The 18,090-nt window shown below is 33.1% G+C and carries 22 protein-coding genes and 1 pseudogene; 18 read left to right on the top strand and 5 right to left on the bottom strand.

Going from position 1 to position 18,090, the window contains the following annotated elements; all coding sequences use genetic code 11:
* The first annotated feature begins 27 nt into the window (after window positions 1-27).
* From ACODSB_RS12195 to ACODSB_RS12135, 13 genes and pseudogenes are all read left to right on the top strand, one after another.
* A complete protein-coding gene (locus ACODSB_RS12195) occupies window positions 28-624 on the top strand; it encodes an NAD(P)H-dependent oxidoreductase (RefSeq protein WP_488937246.1) in 597 nt (198 codons plus the stop codon).
* Between the two features lie 36 nt (window positions 625-660).
* Complete coding sequence (locus ACODSB_RS12190; protein ID WP_488937245.1) at window positions 661-969, top strand: nuclear transport factor 2 family protein; 309 nt, start codon at window positions 661-663, stop codon at window positions 967-969.
* Between the two features lie 194 nt (window positions 970-1,163).
* On the top strand, window positions 1,164-1,649 hold the full coding sequence (locus ACODSB_RS12185) for an SRPBCC family protein (protein ID WP_488937244.1): 486 nt from the start codon (window positions 1,164-1,166) through the stop codon (window positions 1,647-1,649).
* A 323-nt stretch (window positions 1,650-1,972) separates the two neighbouring features.
* Window positions 1,973-2,869, top strand: coding sequence for an NmrA family NAD(P)-binding protein (locus tag ACODSB_RS12180; protein WP_488937243.1), 897 nt, complete (start codon window positions 1,973-1,975; stop codon window positions 2,867-2,869).
* A 12-nt stretch (window positions 2,870-2,881) separates the two neighbouring features.
* Window positions 2,882-3,796 (top strand): helix-turn-helix domain-containing protein, encoded by a 915-nt coding sequence (locus ACODSB_RS12175; RefSeq protein WP_488937242.1) that lies wholly within the window; start codon window positions 2,882-2,884, stop codon window positions 3,794-3,796.
* Between the two features lie 59 nt (window positions 3,797-3,855).
* Complete coding sequence (locus ACODSB_RS12170; protein ID WP_488937241.1) at window positions 3,856-4,284, top strand: hypothetical protein; 429 nt, start codon at window positions 3,856-3,858, stop codon at window positions 4,282-4,284.
* A gap of 11 nt (window positions 4,285-4,295) precedes the next feature.
* Window positions 4,296-4,511, top strand: a complete 216-nt coding sequence (locus ACODSB_RS12165; RefSeq protein ID WP_488937240.1) for an ArsR family transcriptional regulator — start codon at window positions 4,296-4,298, stop codon at window positions 4,509-4,511.
* A 75-nt stretch (window positions 4,512-4,586) separates the two neighbouring features.
* Window positions 4,587-4,955 carry a nuclear transport factor 2 family protein gene (locus ACODSB_RS12160; protein WP_488937239.1) on the top strand — a complete coding sequence of 123 codons (369 nt, stop codon included), beginning with the start codon at window positions 4,587-4,589 and terminating at the stop codon, window positions 4,953-4,955.
* 94 nt (window positions 4,956-5,049) lie between these two features.
* The gene (locus ACODSB_RS12155) at window positions 5,050-6,099 is read left to right on the top strand and encodes a serine hydrolase domain-containing protein (protein WP_488937238.1); all 1,050 of its coding nucleotides are present in this window, start codon (window positions 5,050-5,052) and stop codon (window positions 6,097-6,099) included.
* A 6-nt stretch (window positions 6,100-6,105) separates the two neighbouring features.
* On the top strand, window positions 6,106-6,528 hold the full coding sequence (locus ACODSB_RS12150) for a DUF1801 domain-containing protein (RefSeq protein WP_488937237.1): 423 nt from the start codon (window positions 6,106-6,108) through the stop codon (window positions 6,526-6,528).
* Window positions 6,529-6,530: 2 nt separating this feature from the next.
* Complete coding sequence (locus ACODSB_RS12145) at window positions 6,531-7,634, top strand: MBL fold metallo-hydrolase (protein WP_488937236.1); 1,104 nt, start codon at window positions 6,531-6,533, stop codon at window positions 7,632-7,634.
* Between the two features lie 163 nt (window positions 7,635-7,797).
* Window positions 7,798-8,924, top strand: a pseudogene (locus ACODSB_RS12140) (lactonase family protein).
* 206 nt (window positions 8,925-9,130) lie between these two features.
* Window positions 9,131-9,712, top strand: coding sequence for an LOG family protein (locus ACODSB_RS12135; RefSeq protein WP_488937235.1), 582 nt, complete (start codon window positions 9,131-9,133; stop codon window positions 9,710-9,712).
* 18 nt (window positions 9,713-9,730) lie between these two features.
* Here ACODSB_RS12135 and ACODSB_RS12130 read toward each other — a convergent pair whose 3' ends face one another.
* Window positions 9,731-10,567 carry a helix-turn-helix domain-containing protein gene (locus ACODSB_RS12130; RefSeq protein ID WP_488937234.1) on the bottom strand — a complete coding sequence of 279 codons (837 nt, stop codon included), beginning with the start codon at window positions 10,565-10,567 and terminating at the stop codon, window positions 9,731-9,733.
* An 84-nt stretch (window positions 10,568-10,651) separates the two neighbouring features.
* On the opposite strand from ACODSB_RS12130, the gene ACODSB_RS12125 reads away from it, so the two are divergent.
* The 5 genes from ACODSB_RS12125 (at window position 10,652) to ACODSB_RS12105 (ending at window position 13,795) form a co-directional block, all read left to right on the top strand.
* Window positions 10,652-11,044: a DoxX family membrane protein gene (locus ACODSB_RS12125; RefSeq protein WP_180858329.1), complete on the top strand. Its 393-nt coding sequence runs from the start codon at window positions 10,652-10,654 to the stop codon at window positions 11,042-11,044.
* Between the two features lie 5 nt (window positions 11,045-11,049).
* Window positions 11,050-12,000, top strand: coding sequence for a polysaccharide deacetylase family protein (locus tag ACODSB_RS12120; RefSeq protein WP_488937233.1), 951 nt, complete (start codon window positions 11,050-11,052; stop codon window positions 11,998-12,000).
* Between the two features lie 185 nt (window positions 12,001-12,185).
* A complete protein-coding gene (locus ACODSB_RS12115; RefSeq protein ID WP_488937232.1) occupies window positions 12,186-12,653 on the top strand; it encodes an SRPBCC family protein in 468 nt (155 codons plus the stop codon).
* Window positions 12,654-12,740: 87 nt separating this feature from the next.
* Window positions 12,741-13,109 carry an iron chaperone gene (locus tag ACODSB_RS12110; RefSeq protein WP_256635574.1) on the top strand — a complete coding sequence of 123 codons (369 nt, stop codon included), beginning with the start codon at window positions 12,741-12,743 and terminating at the stop codon, window positions 13,107-13,109.
* Between the two features lie 5 nt (window positions 13,110-13,114).
* Entirely contained in the window at window positions 13,115-13,795 is a 681-nt protein-coding gene (locus ACODSB_RS12105; protein ID WP_488937231.1) for a 2'-5' RNA ligase family protein, read from the top strand.
* Window positions 13,796-13,875: 80 nt separating this feature from the next.
* Here the strand turns inward: ACODSB_RS12105 and ACODSB_RS12100 are convergent, their stop codons facing one another.
* From ACODSB_RS12100 to ACODSB_RS12085, 4 genes are all read right to left on the bottom strand, one after another.
* Entirely contained in the window at window positions 13,876-14,238 is a 363-nt protein-coding gene (locus ACODSB_RS12100; protein WP_488937230.1) for a VOC family protein, read from the bottom strand.
* A 32-nt stretch (window positions 14,239-14,270) separates the two neighbouring features.
* On the bottom strand, window positions 14,271-14,906 hold the full coding sequence (locus ACODSB_RS12095; RefSeq protein WP_488937229.1) for a RipA family octameric membrane protein: 636 nt from the start codon (window positions 14,904-14,906) through the stop codon (window positions 14,271-14,273).
* Between the two features lie 122 nt (window positions 14,907-15,028).
* A complete protein-coding gene (locus ACODSB_RS12090; RefSeq protein WP_488937228.1) occupies window positions 15,029-15,772 on the bottom strand; it encodes a DUF2625 domain-containing protein in 744 nt (247 codons plus the stop codon).
* Window positions 15,773-15,796: 24 nt separating this feature from the next.
* The gene (locus ACODSB_RS12085) at window positions 15,797-17,944 is read right to left on the bottom strand and encodes a cation:proton antiporter (RefSeq protein WP_488937227.1); all 2,148 of its coding nucleotides are present in this window, start codon (window positions 17,942-17,944) and stop codon (window positions 15,797-15,799) included.
* Window positions 17,945-18,090: the final 146 nt, after the last annotated feature.

Genomic DNA, 18,090 nt, shown 5'->3' with positions numbered 1-18,090 from the left:
ATTTTATAACTTTCTAAAACCATCAAAATGAATATCTTAATCGTATACAGTCATCCGAGTAAAAAGTCTTATACATTTCAGGTTTTAGAACAATTAAAATCTGCAATTGCAAAACAAAACTGGAATCTTGAAGTTTCAGATTTATACGCTTCTAATTTTCAAAGCGATATGTCTGAAGAAGAATATAATAGAGAAGGTTTTGTAAAACTTAATCTTCCCATTTCTAAAGATGTTTTAGCAGAACAGCAAAAAATCGAAAAAGCCGATTGTATTATTTTTCTATATCCCGTTTGGTGGAGCGATTGTCCCGCAAAACTTAAAGGCTGGTTCGACCGCGTTTTTTCAGTTGGATATGCTTACGGACAAACCGACGATTTTCCAAAAATGAAAATAATTCCGTTTGGACTTGTAATCTGCACCGCCGGACATCCAAATGCTTTTTTAACCGAAATTAAAATGGCGCAAAGTATGGAAACCATAATGCTTGAAGATCGTTTGGGAAAACGCTTCGAAAACAAAGAAATGCTAATTCTGGGCGGAACTTTAGATTTGGAAAATGTGATGGAAAATCATTTTGTACAAATTCAAAAAGCCGTTGAAAATATTAAAAGTTATATTGCCTAAAAAATAGAAACTCATATTATAAAACAATCCCAAATAATGACAATAGAAGAAATAATGGACATTCAAATGTCAGCATTTAACAATAGATTCATACAACAAATGATGCCTTTGTACAGTGATGATATTAAAGTTTATAATTTTCAAGATCTTACATTAGCAATAAACGGCAAAAAAGAATGCGAAGAAATGTTTATCAACCTTTTTAAACAATCCCCAAATTTGAATGCCGAAATAATAAAATCCATCTTTTTTGATAACAAAGTAATACTTCACGAATATGTTTCCGGCCGAAATGGCGATGAAACTAAAAAAGAACAAGTTGTTATTTTTGAGATAACAAATTAAAAAATAAGCAGAATGGATATCATGAGATAATTTGAAAATTAGAAAATTAGAAAATGAGACAATTATATAATTAACTCAAAGTAAAATCTAAAATCAAAACATCTGTCCGAAATACACCTCACAATTGTCTTATTAAAACCTAACTTATTGATTTTTAAAGAATAAATTTGATATACAACTTAAAAACCATAAAAATGAGTGCATCAGATTTTACTACAGCAATATTAGTCAGTCAATCTCCGGAGGAAGTTTTTAATGCCGTTACAAACGTGCGCGGCTGGTGGTCAGAAGAAATTGAAGGAAATACAGCCAAACAAAATGATGAATTTAATTATCATTATGAAGATATTCACCGTTGCAAAATTAAGTTGACAGAAGTAATTCCGAATCAAAAAATTGTCTGGCTGGTTGAAGAAAACTATTTCAAATTTACCGAAGACAAAACCGAATGGACTGGAACAAAACCCACTTTTGAAATCACAGAAAAAGACGGAAAAACAGAACTTCGTTTTACGCATTTTGGTTTAAATCAAGAATACGAATGCTTCGAAATTTGCCGTGATGCCTGGACAAACTATATTCAAAACAGTCTTAAAAAACTAATAGAAACCGGAAAAGGCGAACCAAACGCAACCGGAAAACCCCAAACCGAAAACGAAAAGAAACTATCTCAAAATTAAGATACTGATTTAGCACACTGATTTTACGGATGAAACGGGTTTTCGCAGTTTATTTTAAAATATGCCACAGATTTAAAGGATTAAAATGATTTTAAAAATCTGAAATAATCCTTTAAATCTGTGGCAAAAAAATTAAAACGATCTAAAAAAAGCAACCAGTGAAAACCTGTTCAATCCGTAAAACCCGTGGGCAAAAAAGCAAAAACTTAGAATCTCAGCATCTAAGTAACTTAGAATCTTTTTTTCAGCTACAACAATAGTAGATTTGGCTACATTCCTCTTTTTGATGTTACGCAACTTTGTAACATCAAAATTTAGAACTTATGAAAATTATAATTACAGGTTCTCTAGGGAACATCAGCAAGCCTTTGGCAAAAGAATTAATTGAAAAAGGACATTCCGTTACCGTAATTGCCAGCAGTAACGAAAGAACACAAGAAATCGAAACCTTAGGTGCAAAAGCTGCTATTGGTTCTGTCGAAAATGTAGATTTTTTAACTAAAACATTTACAGACGCAGATGCCGTTTACTGCATGATTCCACGCGCTAATTATTTCGATCCGAAATTAGATTTAGACGCTTTTACACGCAAAATCGGAAATAGTTATGCCCAAGCCATTAAACAATCTGGTGTAAAACGTGTTGTTTTCCTGAGCAGTATTGGCGCACATTTAAAAGAAAAATCAGGAATTATTCAGCGTTATAATGAAATCGAAGCCGTTTTAAATCAGCTTTCAGACGTTTCGATTACGTTTATGCGTCCAACTTCTTTTTATTACAATTTACTCGCTTACATTCCTGCAATTAAAAATCAAGGTTTTATTTCGGCAAATTATGGTGCCGATGAATTAGTTCCGTGGGTTTCACCAAATGACATTGCCGAAGCTATTGCAGAAGAGCTTACAACTCCGCTTGACGGAAAAAAAGTTCGTTATGTTGCAAGTGAAGAATTAAACGGACACGAAACCGCTAAAATTTTAGGCGCAGCAATTGGAAAACCAGATTTAAAATGGAATTTCATAAGTGATGAAGAAGTCCTAAACGGAATAATTTCAGTAGGAATGCAACCCAAAATCGCAGCCGGTTTGGTCGAAATGTACGCTGCACTTTACAACGGTTTATTGGGCGAAGATTATTATAAAAACAAACCGGCAGTTTTAGGAAAAACAAAGCTGGCAGAATATGCAAAAGAATTTGCAGCAATATATAATCAAAAATAGGTAATTTAGGCTATGGCAAATCAACAACCACATCGAATAAAAAGTATCAGCGAATTTCATGAGTTTAGAGATTTGCCAAAGCCTGAACATCCGCTTGTTAGCGTATATAATTTTGAAGATTTAAAATTTCTCAACGAACAAGAACCCAAAAGTCTCATTCTTGATTTTTATTCCATTGCATTAAAAAGAAATGCCAATGCCGTAATGCGCTACGGGCAGCAAGAATATGATTTTAAAGAAGGCGTTTTATTGTTTATTGCGCCCGGTCAGGTTTTTTCTATCGAAGGAAACTCAGAATTGAAACATACAGGATATTCATTACTCGTTCATCCCGATTTTTTATGGAATACGCCGCTTGCGCAGAAAATCAAACAATACGAATATTTTGGATATTCGGTTTACGAAGCGCTTCATCTTTCTGATAAAGAAGAAAAAATGATTATCGATATCATGAAAAATATTCAGCAAGAATATCAATCTAATATCGATAAATTCAGTCAGGATGTTATTATAGCACAAATAGAATTACTTCTAACCTATTCTGAACGTTTTTATAACCGACAATTCATTACCCGAAAAATAAGCAATCATGAGATTCTGGCCCGTTTAGAAAAACTTCTCGAAGAATATTTTGCAAACGATTCTTTATCTAAAAAAGGTTTGCCAACAGTTCAGTTTATTGCCGATAATCTAAATGTTTCTCCCAATTATTTAAGCGGATTACTCAAACATCTTACTGGTCAAAGCACGCAGCAACACATTCACGATAAATTAATCGAAAAAGCAAAAGAAAAACTTTCGACCACAAATTTATCTGTAAGCGAAATTGCTTATGAATTAGGCTTTGAACATCAGCAGTCATTCAGTAAATTATTCAAAACAAAAACAAGCATTTCTCCTTTAGAATTCAGACAGTCTTTCAATTAAAAAAAATCCGGGCAAAACACGCATAATTTTCCTATATTCGTAACAATAAAATCAAAATTATGAATCCCGTTTTAAGGAATACTTTGGCTGTTATTGCCGGAATTATTATTGGAAGTATTGTTAATATGAGTATCATTTTAATCAGCGGTTCAATTATTCCACCGCCAGATGGAGTCGACAACACAACCATGGAAGGTTTGCAAAAAACAATGCATTTATTTGAAGTACAGCATTTTATTTTTCCATTTCTGGCTCACGCAATCGGGACATTTGCAGGAGCAGTTACAACGGCTTTAATCACTATTAATCACAAAAAGAAATTAGCCTTAGTAATTGGCGCTTTCTTTTTATTGGGCGGAATTGTAAGTGTCTGCTCTCTTCCGGCGCCAATGTGGTTTACTTTTGTAGATTTGGTTTTTGCTTATATTCCAACTGCCTATTTGGCTTTGAGATTAGTTTGTAAAAAGACGCAGAAAACAGCCTATTAAAATTCAGTAAAATGAGCGAGAAACCAGCAAAACAAAAACCGGCAAAAATGTGTTACGAACATATTGGCGGAAAACTCGGTCAATTGCTCGCTGTAACTTTTGCAGAAAAAAGATGGATCGCCAAGAAAAATCCCGCCGACAAACATTTTTATATTACCGATTTAGGTGAAAAAGAATTCACAAAATTAGGCATCGATATAACACAGATAAAACCTGAAGATTTATAAAAATTTTCAGGTTTTTTTAATTCAAAAAGTACTTCTAAATTTCATAACTTAGTTTGCTGTTTAATCCTGTTGATTATGACTAAGAAAGAAATCGTAGAAAACTTCTTAAAACTTGCTGCAAGCGGGCATCCGCATGAAGCCTTTAGACTTTATGTAGGGAAAAAATTTAAGCATCATAATATTCATTTTAAAGGAGATGCCCAGACTTTAATGCTGGCAATGGAAGAATCGTCAAGAAAAAATCCAAATAAAATTTTTAAGATTCATCATATCATTGCTGACCATGATTTGGTCGCTGTACATTCGCATTTAAAACAAAATTCAACCGATTTGGGATTTGTCGTAGTTCATATTTTCAAATTCGAATCAGATAAAATAATTGAACTCTGGGATTTAGGACAGCCAATTCCGGGTGAAATGGTTAATGAAAATGGAATGTTCTAAAATAGTGTACAGTTTTCAGTCACAGTCGCAGATGAAAACCGAAACTGAAAACTGAAAACTGAGACTGAAAACTAAAAAAAACCGAGACTAAAAAATGAGCCTTAAATACAAAATTCCTGCTTTATTACTTTTGACTTTTCTTTTGTCATACTGCTATTCTTCTGCACAAAAGAAAGATGATTATATCGCTAAAATTGACAGTCTTGTTGAACATACAACTTCTCCGGTTTTTAATGGTGTTGTTTTGATTTCTAAAAACGGAAAAACTTTATATTCAAAAGTAAAAGGTGTTGCCAATTTTGAAACCAAAAAACCTTTAACGGTAAACTCTCAATTCGAAATCATGTCAAACAGCAAACAGGTTGCTGCGGTTTTACTTTTGTTGGAAGTTGAAAAAGGTAAAGTCGATTTAAATACTCCAATTAAAAAATATCTTCCGGAATTAACCCAATCGTGGGCAGATTCGGTTACGGTTCATCAACTTTTAAATCATACACACGGAATTGTCGATTTGCAAAAACCTTTGGCTTTTAAACCCGGAACTCAATTTAGCTACGGAAATTTAAGTTTTAGCCTTGCTGAAAAAATTGTTGAATTAAGTACTAAAAAAAGTTATACCGAAGTGGCGAATGTTCTTTTTAAAAAATTAAAAATGAACAATACTTTTTGTTATGCAAAAGATAAAACCCAAAATTTAGCTACGGGATATTTTAACTCAAATGGAAAGTTTGAAGCTGTAAAAACTACACAGATTACACCGCAAAGTTTAGGCGCAGACGGAGTTGTTTCTACTGTGAATGATTTATCGATTTGGAATAATAATCTTCATAAAGGAAAAATCCTAAAACCAGAAACGTATCAATTAATGTTGAAATATAATATTTCGGCACAGCATGATTTCTTCGGAAAAGCAGATGAAGGTTATGGCTACGGAATTAAAATTATTGAGAAAGAAGCGGTAAAATATGTAGGTCACACCGGTTTAGGCGACGGATTTTCATCAGTAAATTTATATTTCCCTGAAAGTGATGTCAGCTTAATTGTGTTAGAAAATCAAATGAACGAAAGCCGCGATTTGTTTTATATTTCTGAATTTAAAATCAAAAATATTTTACTGAAAAGCGATTTAGTACATCAAAAATAAAAGACAATGGCAAAGAATAAAACAGCAGAAACCCAAAGCAGTGTTATTGATTTTATAAATACTGTAGACAGCGAAGCAAAAAGAAATGATGCTTTTGAACTGGTAAAAATAATGAAAGCGATTACAGGTTTTGAACCTAAAATGTGGGGACCAAGTATTATTGGCTTTGGAACTTATCATTACAAATATGCCACGGGACACGAAGGCGACGCACCTTTGGCCGCTTTTTCTCCCAGAAAAGCCGCAACAACAGTTTATTTTTATTTACCCGAAGAAAAGAGAGAAGAACTTTTTTCAAACTTAGGAAAATACAAAATATCAAAAGCATGTATTTACATCAAGAAATTAGCTGATATCGACGTTGAAATCTTAAAAAAGATTATTTCGCTTTCGATTGAAGAAGTTAAAAATTTATATCCCCAAAAATAAAAATGATCACATTCTTAATCGTACTATTAATAATAGTGCTTCTCGTTTACAATTTTTTACAACATCCAAAATTCGGAAAAAAGCCTTCCGGCGAAAGGTTAGCTTTAATTGAAAAATCGCCTCAATACAAAAACGGAAAATTCGAAAACCAAAATTTCACACCAGATCTTGCTGAAGGCGCGACTTATTTTAGCGTTTTAAGTGAATTTTTCTTCAAAAAAGTCGACAGGAAAATCCCAACCGATTTAATTCCGTCAGTCAAAACCAATTTACACGAAATTCCTCTCGATCAGGATGTTTTAGTTTGGTTTGGACATTCCTCTTATTATATTCAGTTAGAAGGAAAACGTTTCTTAATAGATCCCGTTTTTAGTGGTAACGCCTCTCCTATTGCAGGAACCACAAAATCGTTTAAAGGAACAGATATTTACACCGTTGATGATATACCGGAAATTGATTATTTGCTGCTTACACACGATCATTACGACCATTTAGATTATAAAACAATTCTTCAGCTAAAGCCGAAAACAAAAAAAGTAATCACCGCACTTGGCGTTGGTTCACATTTTGAATTTTGGGGCTTTTCAAAAGAAAATATTATCGAAAAAGACTGGCATGAAAAAATAGAATTAGACGAAAATCTAACGCTTTATATAACTCCGTCAAGACATTTTTCTGGCAGAAGTTTTAAACGCTGCAATACACTTTGGACTTCTTTTGTTTTAGAATCCAAAGATTTTAAAATGTATTTGGGCGGAGACAGCGGCTACGACCAGCATTTTGCAGAAATTGGCGAGAAATTCGGCCCTTTTGATATTGTTTTAATCGATAACGGTCAATACAATAAAAACTGGAAATACATTCATAATATGCCCGAAGATGTGATACAGGCGATTCAGGATTTAAAAGCAAAAAGAGCATTTCCGGTTCATTCGTCAAAATTTTCATTATCACTGCATGCCTGGGATGAACCCTTAATTAGAGTTACAGAACTAAATGCAAATTCAGCAAATCCAGTTCCTTTAATTACACCAATGATTGGAGAATTAGTTGAACTGAAAAATGAAAATCAGGAATTTAAGCAATGGTGGAAAGGGGTGAAATAATTTTAGATTGCAGATTTTAGATTTTAGATTGAAAACCTGAAACTTGAAACCTGAAACTTGAAAAACTGCATTGTCATCCTGAGCGAAGTCGAAGGGCACGCAAAGGGCTTCGACTTCGCTCAGCCTTACAAGACTTGAAACTTGAAAAACCTGACACAAAAAAATGAAACAAAAAATAAACTTCCTAACGATTGTATTTCTGATAACCTGCAGTATGTTTTCTCAAAATACTTATGTGTTTTTAGGATCATATAATCGGGATAAAACGGCAGAAGCAATTCAAATATATCAATTAGATACTTTAAACGGAAAACTATCCAAAATAGCCTCGGCAAAAAATATTATAAATCCTTCTTATTTAACTGTTTCGCCAAACGGAAAATATGTTTATGCCTGTACGGATACCAAAACGCCAAATGCCGGAAGTATAAGCAGTTTTGAATTTAATCCCGAAAACAAAAGTCTGATTTTTTTAAACAGCCAAAGAAGCGTCGGCGAAAATCCGGTTTATGTTACGGTTCATAAAAGTGGAAAATGGATTGCAAATGCCAATTATACAGAAGGAAGTGTTTCGGTTTTTCCAATTCTGGAAAACGGAAAAATTGATTCTATCGCGCAGAATTTTCAATATATGGATGGAAGTACACATAAAGAAAGACAAACAAGATCTCATGTTCATTCGGCTGTGTTTTCTCCTCAATTTGATTATTTATTTTACCTGATTTAGGTGCTGATAAAATTCGTAGTTATGCTTTTGATGAAAATAAAAAACAGCCTTTAACCGAAACTCAAACTCCATTTACAAAAACGGATTTAGAGGCCGGACCAAGACATTATTTTGCTTTTCATCCAAATCAGAAATTTGGATATTGTATTGAAGAAATGGCGGGACAGATAAGCGTTTATAATTATGTAAACGGAACTTTAAATAAAATCCAGCGTATTGCGACACATCCGGATAAAATAAAAGAAGGTTTTGAAAGTTCTGATATTCATATTTCACCAGATGGAAAGTTTCTGTATGCCACAAATCGCGGAAAGGAAAATAACATTGCTATTTTTTCAATTGATGAAAATGGATTATTGAAAAACATTGGTTATCAATCGACTTTAGGAAAACATCCGAGAGTTTTTGCCATCGATGAAACCGGAAAATTCTTGGTTGCTACCAATGTAATTACTGGAAATATTATTGTTTTTAGAAGAAATCCTAAAACCGGATTATTGAAGAAAACTGGAAAAGAAATTAAAATGGAAAATGTTTCGTGTGTGCAGATTAGAAGGATTTGATTACTTGATGGATGGCACACGGATTTAACTGATTGAAATGGGTTAACACGGAGGTTTTGTCATTTCGACTGAAAGGAGAAATCGCACAAGTAATTCCGCAACGAAAATCGCCCATCTTTGTCGATCTGCGTGTGTAATCCTTCGACTTCGTTCAGGATGACAAAAAAACAAACTATAAAAAACGCTATAAAATAACATTATAAAAAATGAAAAAAATAACTGTTTTCTGCGGATCAAGTTTTGGTACCGAAGAAATATATAAAGAACAAGCCGGGTTATTAGGAAAAACTTTAGCCAAACAAAATATTGGTTTGGTTTATGGCGGAGCAAATGTGGGTTTAATGGGCGCTGTTGCGGATGGAGCTTTGAGCGAAAACGGAACTGTAATTGGTGTTCTTCCTAATTTTTTAAGATCAAAAGAAATCGCGCATAAAGGTTTAACCGAATTAATTTTGGTAGAAAGCATGCACGAACGCAAAACTAAAATGAATGATTTATGCGACGGTGTAATTGCGCTTCCGGGTGGTTTTGGAACTCTTGAAGAGCTTTTTGAAATGCTGACCTGGGCGCAGTTGGGTTTACATAAAAAACCAATCGCAATTTTAAATATCAACGGATTTTATGATTCGCTTTTAGAATTACTTCAAACCATGAGTGAAAAAGGTTTATTGAAAGAAGCCAATCAAAAAATGCTTTTAGTAAGCGATGATATTGAAGATTTATTAAACCAAATGAAAAATTATACTCCGCCAACGGTTGGAAAATGGATTGAAAAAGATAAAGTTTAAAATTAGATTTATCTACAATTAAACTCTTTTAAACTGCTTTTTATAGTCACTTGGATTCAAGCCTGTATGTTTTTTAAACAAGCGATTCAGGTGACTTGCATCGCTAAAACCAAATTCATATACAATTTCATTGATCTGCATATTGGTAAATTTTAATCTCGTTTCGATTAATTTTACTTTATAAGCCATTGTGTATTCCTGAATACTCTGCCCTGTTTTGGTTTTAAAATATTCGCTGATGTAAGTTGATGAAACATTAAATGCTGCCGCCATATTTGACGCTTTTAATTGTTCTGGCTGATAAATATTCTGATGTACATAATTCAATAAATCCAAACTCGGAACCACATTGGTTTGGTTAAGATTAAGTGGTGCAATAAGTGAAATGTTTCTGGCTGCAATTGTAATAATCGTATTCAGAATTTGCTTAATAACTTCCTGCTGTTGCGGAAAGTTCGTGCTTTCTTCTCTAATAAGAGCTTCAATCATTGCCCTTACCAAAGGTTTGTCTGTTACAGTTTTTAAAATACAGCCCGGCCTGTGATTGTGGTTATGAAAAATAAATTCAAGCTTTTGAATCCAGTCACTGCTTTGTGTTTTAAGATAACTGTCATGAAATCGTATAAAGAAAAATTTCGTTTTCTCTGTAACTTCAAAACTATGCGTATCTTGCGGAAAGATTAAAAAAAACTTATCGCTGCTATAAGGCCATCGATGATCGTTTATAATTTGAGTTCCTTTTCCTTCCAGAACAAAAACCATTTCAAAAAAAGTATTTTTACGTTCTTTCGCTTCATATTCTAAAACTTCTAAAAACTGAAGTTCAAATGGGTGGTATAAATTTCTAATTTCCATCTTTCAAAAGTACAAATTATTCCAATGATTGTACAAATTTTAAAAAGCTGTTATCCGCAACTTTGTAGTATAAAATCACTTAATATGGAAACAACCTCTTTTTTATTATTACGTCTTGCAATTGCAATCAGCATGTTTGGCCACGGATTAGTCCGACTGCCAAAACTGACCACTTTCAGTAATTGGATGGTTGGCACTTTTGAAAATTCAATGCTGCCAAAAATCCTCGTAACACCTTTTAGTTATATTTTACCAATAGCCGAGTTTACCATTGGTCTTTTGTTATTATTAGGCTTATTTACCAAACCAGCTTTAATTGCCGGAGCTGTTGTTATGCTTGTCTTATTATTTGGCACTTCGATGATTGAGAACTGGGAAGCCGTTCCGTCACAATTAATTCACATTGCTTTTTTTGCTTTGCTATTGCATTTTGCAGCTTATAATAGCTGGGCTATTGATACCTTAATTAAAAAATAAATAGTATGAGTTCAAGAAGAAATTTTATTAGACAAACGGGAATAATAGGAATGGTGGGAATGATAAATCCTATTGAAACTTTTTCTGAAGTTTCAAAAAATACTCCAATTTTCTCTCCTCAAAAAACAAAATGGGCAGACGGTTCAAGATTAGTGGTTTCGATTTCAATGCAGTTTGAAGCTGGAGGACAACCTCAAAATGCAGAAAGTCCATTTCCTCAAAATATACAAAAAGGTTTTATTGATCTTCCTGCGGCAACCTGGTACGAATATGGATATAAAGAAGGCGTTCCGCGTATGCTCGACAATTGGGATAAACTAGGTGTAAAAGTAACGTCGCACATGGTTGGAACTGCGGTTTTAAAAAATCCTGAATTAGCCAAAGAAATTGTACAAAGAGGCCACGAAGCCGCTGCACACGGAATGAGTTGGAGCACGCAATACACCATGCCTTATGAAGAGGAAAAAAAGTTTATAAAAGATGGTGTCGACGCCATAAAAAAAGTTACCGGTTTTACTCCGGTTGGTTATAATGCAAACTGGTTACGCCGAGGACAAAATACACTTGAGATTCTGCAGGAATTAGGATTCAAATATCATATTGATGATCTTAGCCGCGATGAACCTTTTATCATTCAGGTAAAAAACAAAGATTTTGCCGTTGTTCCGTATACTATTCGATGCAATGATATTGTTTTGATTGAAGGGAAAAACTTTTCGGCAGATCAGTTTTTACAGCAAGCAAAACTGGAATTTGACCAATTATATGCCGAAAGCGAAACACAACGCCGACAAATGTCAATTAGTTTTCATGATCGTATTGGCGGAACTCCGCAAATGGTAAAAGCAACAAGTGATTTGATTAAATATATGCAGCAGCATCAAGGTGTAAGTTTTAAACGTAAAGATGAAATTGCAGAGATTGCACTTCATGATAAAACTACGATTAGAGAGTAAATTGCAGATTTTAGATTTTAGATTGCAGATTTAGAATTTGGAATTTTACTTCTCACATATAAAATTATAATCCACATGAGTTAAAGCTTGTGTGGATTTTTTTATTCCCTTTTTTGGAATTTCTTTCTTAAATTAGAAGTCCAAAAATCAACTCATTTTCATCTCTCACATTTTACTTATCAATCATGAAACCAGAAAACAACAAATTTGCAAAAGCCGAAATGCTGATTAGAAAACCTGTTTCAGAAGTTTTTCAGGCTTTTATTGATCCGGAAATTACCAGTAAATTTTGGTTTACAAAAGGTTCCGGAAAATTAGAAGAAGGTAACAAAACGGAATGGACTTGGGAAATGTATGGTTTTTCGCTTTCGGTTACGACATTAGTTTTACAGGAAAATAAAAAGATTGTTATTGAATGGGGAAATCCAGATGAAACGACTTTGGTAGAATGGATTTTTACACCATTAAATGAAAATGAAACTTTTGTAAGTATAATAAATTCAGGTTTAAAGGGAGATTCAGATAAAATAATCGATCAGGTTCGCAATTCTACCGAAGGTTTTACGTTAGTTGTAGCCGGAGCAAAAGCGTTTTTGGAGCATCAATTACAGCTAAATTTAGTTTTAGACAGATTCCCAAAAGGATTGGCATAGAAAAGTTTCACGTTTCAAGTTTCTTTAGTTTCAAGTTCTCTACAGCAACCTGAAACTTGAAACATGAAACAAAAAAAACTAAAAATTATGGATACTAAGAAACCCGAAAATATCGACGAATACATTGGCGGATTCCCTAATGATGTTCAGGAAATTTTAGAGAAAGTTAGAATGACTATTCAGAAAGCAGCGCCTGATGCCAAAGAAAAAATCAGTTATTCGATGCCGGCATTTGAGCAAAATGGAATCGTGGTTTATTTTGCGGCTTTTAAAAATCATATTGGATTGTATGCTTTGCCAAGCGGTCACGAAGCTTTTGCCGAAGAACTTTCTAAATATAAATCTGGAAAGGGTTCTGTTCAATTTCCTTTAAAAGAAAAAATGCCGTATGATTTAATTACTAAAATTGTAAAATTTAGAGTGAAAGAAAATCTGGAGAAAGCGAAAAAGAAATAACCAAAATGAATTTAGCAGAACATTACAATCAACTTTATAAAACTTCTTCTGAATCCATTTTAAAGCAAAATTACAGCTTAGATTCTAAAATAAATGATCCTTCAGATTCCCGATTTGGTATTACGCTTCTCCTCCGCCCCAGCGAAAAAATAAAAATCAATATTCAGTTATTTTTAGAAGAATTAAAAGCAGTTGAACCCAACCAATATTATTATCCTGATTCTGATATTCATATTACGTTAATGTCGATTATCTCGTGTTATGAAGGTTTTAATTTGAATAAAATTAATATTGAAGATTATATTAAAATCATTGAAAAAAGCTTAGAAGATTTAGGTAAGATCAAAATCAAATTTCGAGGTGTTACAGCTTCAAATTCTGCAATAATGATTCAGGGTTTTCCTTCGGATGAAACTTTGAATAATTTAAGAAATAAACTTCGTGAGAATTTTCGAAATTCAACTTTAGAACAAAGCATCGACAGTCGGTATTCAATTGCTACAGCGCATTCTACAGTAATGCGTTTTACAGAAAAACTTCAAAACCCTAAAAAATTAATTGAAGTTGTTGAGCAATTTCGGGATTACAATTTTGGAGAATTCACAGCCGATAAACTCGAATTAGTTTTTAATGATTGGTATCAGAGAAAAGAAAATACAATTCATTTGAAGGATTTTGTGTTGTGATTTTTTTTGCCACGAATTACACTAATTTTCACGAATTAAAAATAAAAAATTAGTGAAAATTCGTGGAATTTGTGGCAAACTTATTTTTTAAAAGTTCCAAAATGCCATAGAACCCCAGCCGAATCGTGGAGAAAACATTCACTTCCCCAGTCTAAATGGCGGGTTGGTGTTAGTTTTACGCCATATTTTTCAGTTAAGTTTAATTCTAAAAGTTCCTTATAATAACGATCTGCATCATCAACTTCAAGAAAAATCATGGTATTTTCAATCCAGCTTTTATCATAATAATCTTGTAGATAAAAAGCAGTTTCTCCTGATTTAAAAACAGAAAAATTAGATTCTAAAACTACTTCTTCAAAACCTAAATCGTGATAAAAACTTCTCGAAACTTCGAAATCTTTAGAACCAATAAATGGTCGGATTGATTTTATGTTGTGATTCATCTACACTGACATTTAATAATAACTAAATAAGATTATAAAAAAGTACTTTTCAAATATTTACTAGAAATAATAACATAAGAAATTATAATAACTAATATAATTAAAGCAATATTAATTAAATAATACTTATCAAATCTTTCACAAAAAAAGAAATTAAAAACCAAATGACTCATTGATAAAATTAACCATAGTATCAATGTCACTTGACCAATAGCTATATTAATCCTTGATGTAGAATAACCTCCAGCTTTTGTAGAAAAGATATTCCCATTTTTATCATCATTATCAAGCCCCATGTTACCCATAATATTATCATATGGCAATTTCAATTTTTTAAAATGAGTATTCTCAAATTTGTGTATAGCCGTTTCATAGACTTCATACCAAGCCTTAGAACCTTTTGCCATTAAAATCCAAACCAATGAAAATGTTGTACCTACAATAGTTATGAAAAGACAAATAGTACTTAATAATAATTTATCAAAAACTGAACTTTTTGAATCTACTAATTTATTTACAAGTTCTAATGCTAAATACCCATATGCGGTAAAACATAAAATTAAAAACACAGAAAGAAACACTGATCTTTGCCATAAATTAGAAATTTCAAGATCTCTACAATTATATAAACGATTTAGCGTAAATCTCAAATCTTGCTTTTTTCTCATTTTTCAACACGAATTTCTAAATTAATTTCAGCTGCTTTTTGCTACAATTATCTCTTCTTCAAAATACTTCCCAAACCAGCCCCAATCTGTTCAATTACTTCCAATCTTTAATTAATTAACTTTTACTTATCAAAACCAAGCTGTTTTCGTAAATCTAAATTCAAACTATACTGCTCCTGAATTGGAATTATTTTTCGCGAATTTTTATTAATATCACTTCCTTCAGCTGTCCATAGAAACGGATAAAAATTGAACACTTCGTCGCCTTTTAATTTAGACACTTCTGTTCTCCATCCATTCCATCTGTTGCCTTCATAAAACTTATCCAAATTATTGCTAAAACAAAATCCTAAAAATTCAGAATAGGTAATATCAAGCTGTTCAAACTCCAGATTATCAGGAGAAAAATAATAAATTTTCCCAACATCAGTTCCTAATCCTCCTCCATTTAAAAAATAAAAACCGCCAATTGCATCGTCGGCAATTAATAAAAAAGCGGGTGTTTCTCCAAACTCATTAAATGTTTTTCCTTTATTCCAATCTGGCAGCGACCGATTAAATTTTGAACTCCCCGAACCTAAAATCCTAATCCAGCCATCATCAATTAAAATACCGCCAGTATTAAAAATAACTGCTCCCATTGTCGAGCGGGTTGTCACCTGAGTTTTGTACAAAGCGTCTTTTGCTTTTACAGCATCAACCGGTAAAACCTCCACTTTATTTGTTGCTGTTTTAATCCAATCTTCTACAAGAGTCCAGCCCGGATCTGCTTTATCAATAAGTTCTTCGGCTTTTTTCATTTTGTTTTGTGCAGTCGCTGCAAAAGTTAAAAATGTCAGTACAATTAACGGAAACTTTGGTATCATTTAATGGCTTATAATTATTTAAATCTAACCCTTCTTCAAAATACTTCCTAAACCGCGGCCAATCTGTTCAATAGCTTCCAGACTTTTGGTTAATGGCGATGCAGTAAAATCTTCATAGGCATCCATAGAACTAATTTTACGATCGTCCTGCGGATAAACCAGAATGATATTATTATTGCTGAAGAATTTTTCGAATTTTTGCGGAAGTCTGTCAAAGATAGAATGATACGAAACAGAACCTTTTCGCGATAAGTTGAAAACAATTAAATCAGTTTCACGAATCTCATCTGAAATTGATTCAAAATCATCCCATTCTATTACACTTTTAAAACCCAATTTAGCATTCAAACGGAGATTATTCGCAATCTGTTGAATGGTTTGATGCGTTTTATATTCGGCATGAACTACAATCGGAATACTTAGTTCTTGCGACAACCTGCATATTTTTTGTAATAAAAGCTGAAATCCAATTCCTCTTTCTGAAAATGGCGGACAAATAAATACCAGTCTCTTATCTTCAATAAATGTTTTTTGAAATCTGCTGATAAACAAGCTTTTGTCAACATTGTTTATAATTGAATCTACATTTTCTCCAAAAATCTTATCTAAGAAACCTGTTTTCTTTGGCCATCCTACAATCACAATATCCGACATTATTTCTTTAGAAGTTCTTGCAATTCCACTCGCCGGATTGTGGTCAATTCTGGCAATCGTATTTATTTTCACTTCAGATGCCGAACCTTGAATTACAAATTTGTCAACTGCTTTTCGGTATTTTAAAATGTTCTTTTCAGCCTGATCGTTATTGGGTACAATCGTTAAAAGCGTAATTGGATTCGAAGATTTTTTATCTTTTATTAAAAGTGCAAAATCAAGTAAACTGGCTGCTGCCGAAGTTTTTGCTAACGGAATTAAAATATGTTCGTCTAAAATTTGATCTTTATCTGTGTCTGAATGTGAAATTTCTTCTTCGCAGATCGCTATTTTCTTAGCCGCTTTTTCGGTTGCAAAAGAAGCCACAATACAAGTAATCAGAATTAAAATAATAGTTCCGTTTAAGATATTTTCATCCAGGATTTTTGCTTTAAAACCCACTAAAATTACGGCCAGAGTTGCTGCGGCGTGCGCACTGCTCAAACCAAAAATAAGCTGTCTTTCGGTTTTACTGTATTTAAAAACAACCTGTGTAAAAAAGGCTGCGATCCATTTTCCAAAAATAGCCACAACACTCAAAGTTCCCGCAACAATTAAAGCCGTTGGCCCGCTTAAAATCACGCTGATATCAACCAGCATCCCAACAGAAATCAGGAAAAACGGGATAAATAAAGAGTTCCCTATAAATTCAATTCTGTTCATCAAAGCCGACGATTGCGGAATTAAAGGATTTAAGGCTAAACCGGCAACGAAAGCACCAATAATAGGCTCTACTCCTGCTACTTCGGCCAAAAAGGCGGCAAAGAAAACTACAGAAAGAACAAAAATATAATGGGCGTGTTTTTCACTTTCCAGTTTTTTGAAAAACCATTTGGCAATTCTCGGAATCAATAAAAACATTATGGCAGAGAAAATCGCCAATGAAACGCCTAATTTGATCCAAAAAGCCTGATTTAAACTTCCCTGACTGCTTCCCATAATTACGGCCAGAATAATCAAAACGGCAGTATCTGTTAAAATAGTTCCGCCAACGGTAATAGCAACAGCCTGGTTTTTTGCGATACCGAGTTTGCTCACAATAGGATATGCTACCAAAGTATGTGTTGCAAACATACTAGCCGTTAAAAAACTGGCATTGAAATCGTATTGCAGTAAATAAAAACAAACCGGAAAACCTATTGAAAGCGGAAGAATAAACGTAAAAAATCCGAACAATAAACTCTTGTTTCGGTTCGCTTTAAACTCATTCATATCCAATTCCAGACCCGCAATAAACATAATGTACAAAAGCCCGATTGTCGAAAATAAATCGACCGCAGAGTTTTTAGCCAGAATATTAAGTCCGTGAGGGCCAATAATAACACCCGAAATAATTAAACCGATAATTCCCGGAATATTTATTTTTTTAAGTAAAATGGGAGACAGCAGAATAATGAAAAGTATTAAAGAGAAAATCAATACTGGATTGCTGAGAGGTAATTCAAATTCGTGTAAAAAATGCTTGAAAAATTCTATCATAATATAATTTTATCTTTTTATGGTATTCTAAATTTTCGTAAAAAGACATTGGTAGAATTAAAACGAAATCATCTACAGTTTCGGCTAATTTTCAATTTTGGGCAATTAAAAGAAACAGCAGATTTTGATAGTTGCATCTTTACAAA

It is taken from the genome of Flavobacterium sp. FG68 (genome assembly GCF_057808895.1).
This window is presented reverse-complemented; position numbering and strand designations above follow the sequence as displayed.

Bases quoted from the DNA above. Each gene is read 5' to 3' on its own strand.
- ACODSB_RS12115 (WP_488937232.1), top strand. From the start codon at position 12,186: ATGAAACCAGAAAACAACAAATTTGCAAAAGCCGAAATGCTGATTAGA.
- ACODSB_RS12090 (WP_488937228.1), bottom strand. From the start codon at position 15,772: ATGATACCAAAGTTTCCGTTAATTGTACTGACATTTTTAACTTTTGCA.
- ACODSB_RS12130 (WP_488937234.1), bottom strand. From the start codon at position 10,567: ATGGAAATTAGAAATTTATACCACCCATTTGAACTTCAGTTTTTAGAA.
- ACODSB_RS12170 (WP_488937241.1), top strand. From the start codon at position 3,856: ATGAATCCCGTTTTAAGGAATACTTTGGCTGTTATTGCCGGAATTATT.
- ACODSB_RS12125 (WP_180858329.1), top strand. From the start codon at position 10,652: ATGGAAACAACCTCTTTTTTATTATTACGTCTTGCAATTGCAATCAGC.
- ACODSB_RS12160 (WP_488937239.1), top strand. From the start codon at position 4,587: ATGACTAAGAAAGAAATCGTAGAAAACTTCTTAAAACTTGCTGCAAGC.
- ACODSB_RS12185 (WP_488937244.1), top strand. From the start codon at position 1,164: ATGAGTGCATCAGATTTTACTACAGCAATATTAGTCAGTCAATCTCCG.
- ACODSB_RS12110 (WP_256635574.1), top strand. From the start codon at position 12,741: ATGGATACTAAGAAACCCGAAAATATCGACGAATACATTGGCGGATTC.
- ACODSB_RS12175 (WP_488937242.1), top strand. From the start codon at position 2,882: ATGGCAAATCAACAACCACATCGAATAAAAAGTATCAGCGAATTTCAT.
- ACODSB_RS12120 (WP_488937233.1), top strand. From the start codon at position 11,050: ATGAGTTCAAGAAGAAATTTTATTAGACAAACGGGAATAATAGGAATG.
- ACODSB_RS12105 (WP_488937231.1), top strand. From the start codon at position 13,115: ATGAATTTAGCAGAACATTACAATCAACTTTATAAAACTTCTTCTGAA.
- ACODSB_RS12180 (WP_488937243.1), top strand. From the start codon at position 1,973: ATGAAAATTATAATTACAGGTTCTCTAGGGAACATCAGCAAGCCTTTG.
- ACODSB_RS12145 (WP_488937236.1), top strand. From the start codon at position 6,531: ATGATCACATTCTTAATCGTACTATTAATAATAGTGCTTCTCGTTTAC.
- ACODSB_RS12095 (WP_488937229.1), bottom strand. From the start codon at position 14,906: ATGAGAAAAAAGCAAGATTTGAGATTTACGCTAAATCGTTTATATAAT.
- ACODSB_RS12085 (WP_488937227.1), bottom strand. From the start codon at position 17,944: ATGATAGAATTTTTCAAGCATTTTTTACACGAATTTGAATTACCTCTC.
- ACODSB_RS12155 (WP_488937238.1), top strand. From the start codon at position 5,050: ATGAGCCTTAAATACAAAATTCCTGCTTTATTACTTTTGACTTTTCTT.
- ACODSB_RS12190 (WP_488937245.1), top strand. From the start codon at position 661: ATGACAATAGAAGAAATAATGGACATTCAAATGTCAGCATTTAACAAT.
- ACODSB_RS12195 (WP_488937246.1), top strand. From the start codon at position 28: ATGAATATCTTAATCGTATACAGTCATCCGAGTAAAAAGTCTTATACA.
- ACODSB_RS12165 (WP_488937240.1), top strand. From the start codon at position 4,296: ATGAGCGAGAAACCAGCAAAACAAAAACCGGCAAAAATGTGTTACGAA.
- ACODSB_RS12150 (WP_488937237.1), top strand. From the start codon at position 6,106: ATGGCAAAGAATAAAACAGCAGAAACCCAAAGCAGTGTTATTGATTTT.
- ACODSB_RS12100 (WP_488937230.1), bottom strand. From the start codon at position 14,238: ATGAATCACAACATAAAATCAATCCGACCATTTATTGGTTCTAAAGAT.
- ACODSB_RS12135 (WP_488937235.1), top strand. From the start codon at position 9,131: ATGAAAAAAATAACTGTTTTCTGCGGATCAAGTTTTGGTACCGAAGAA.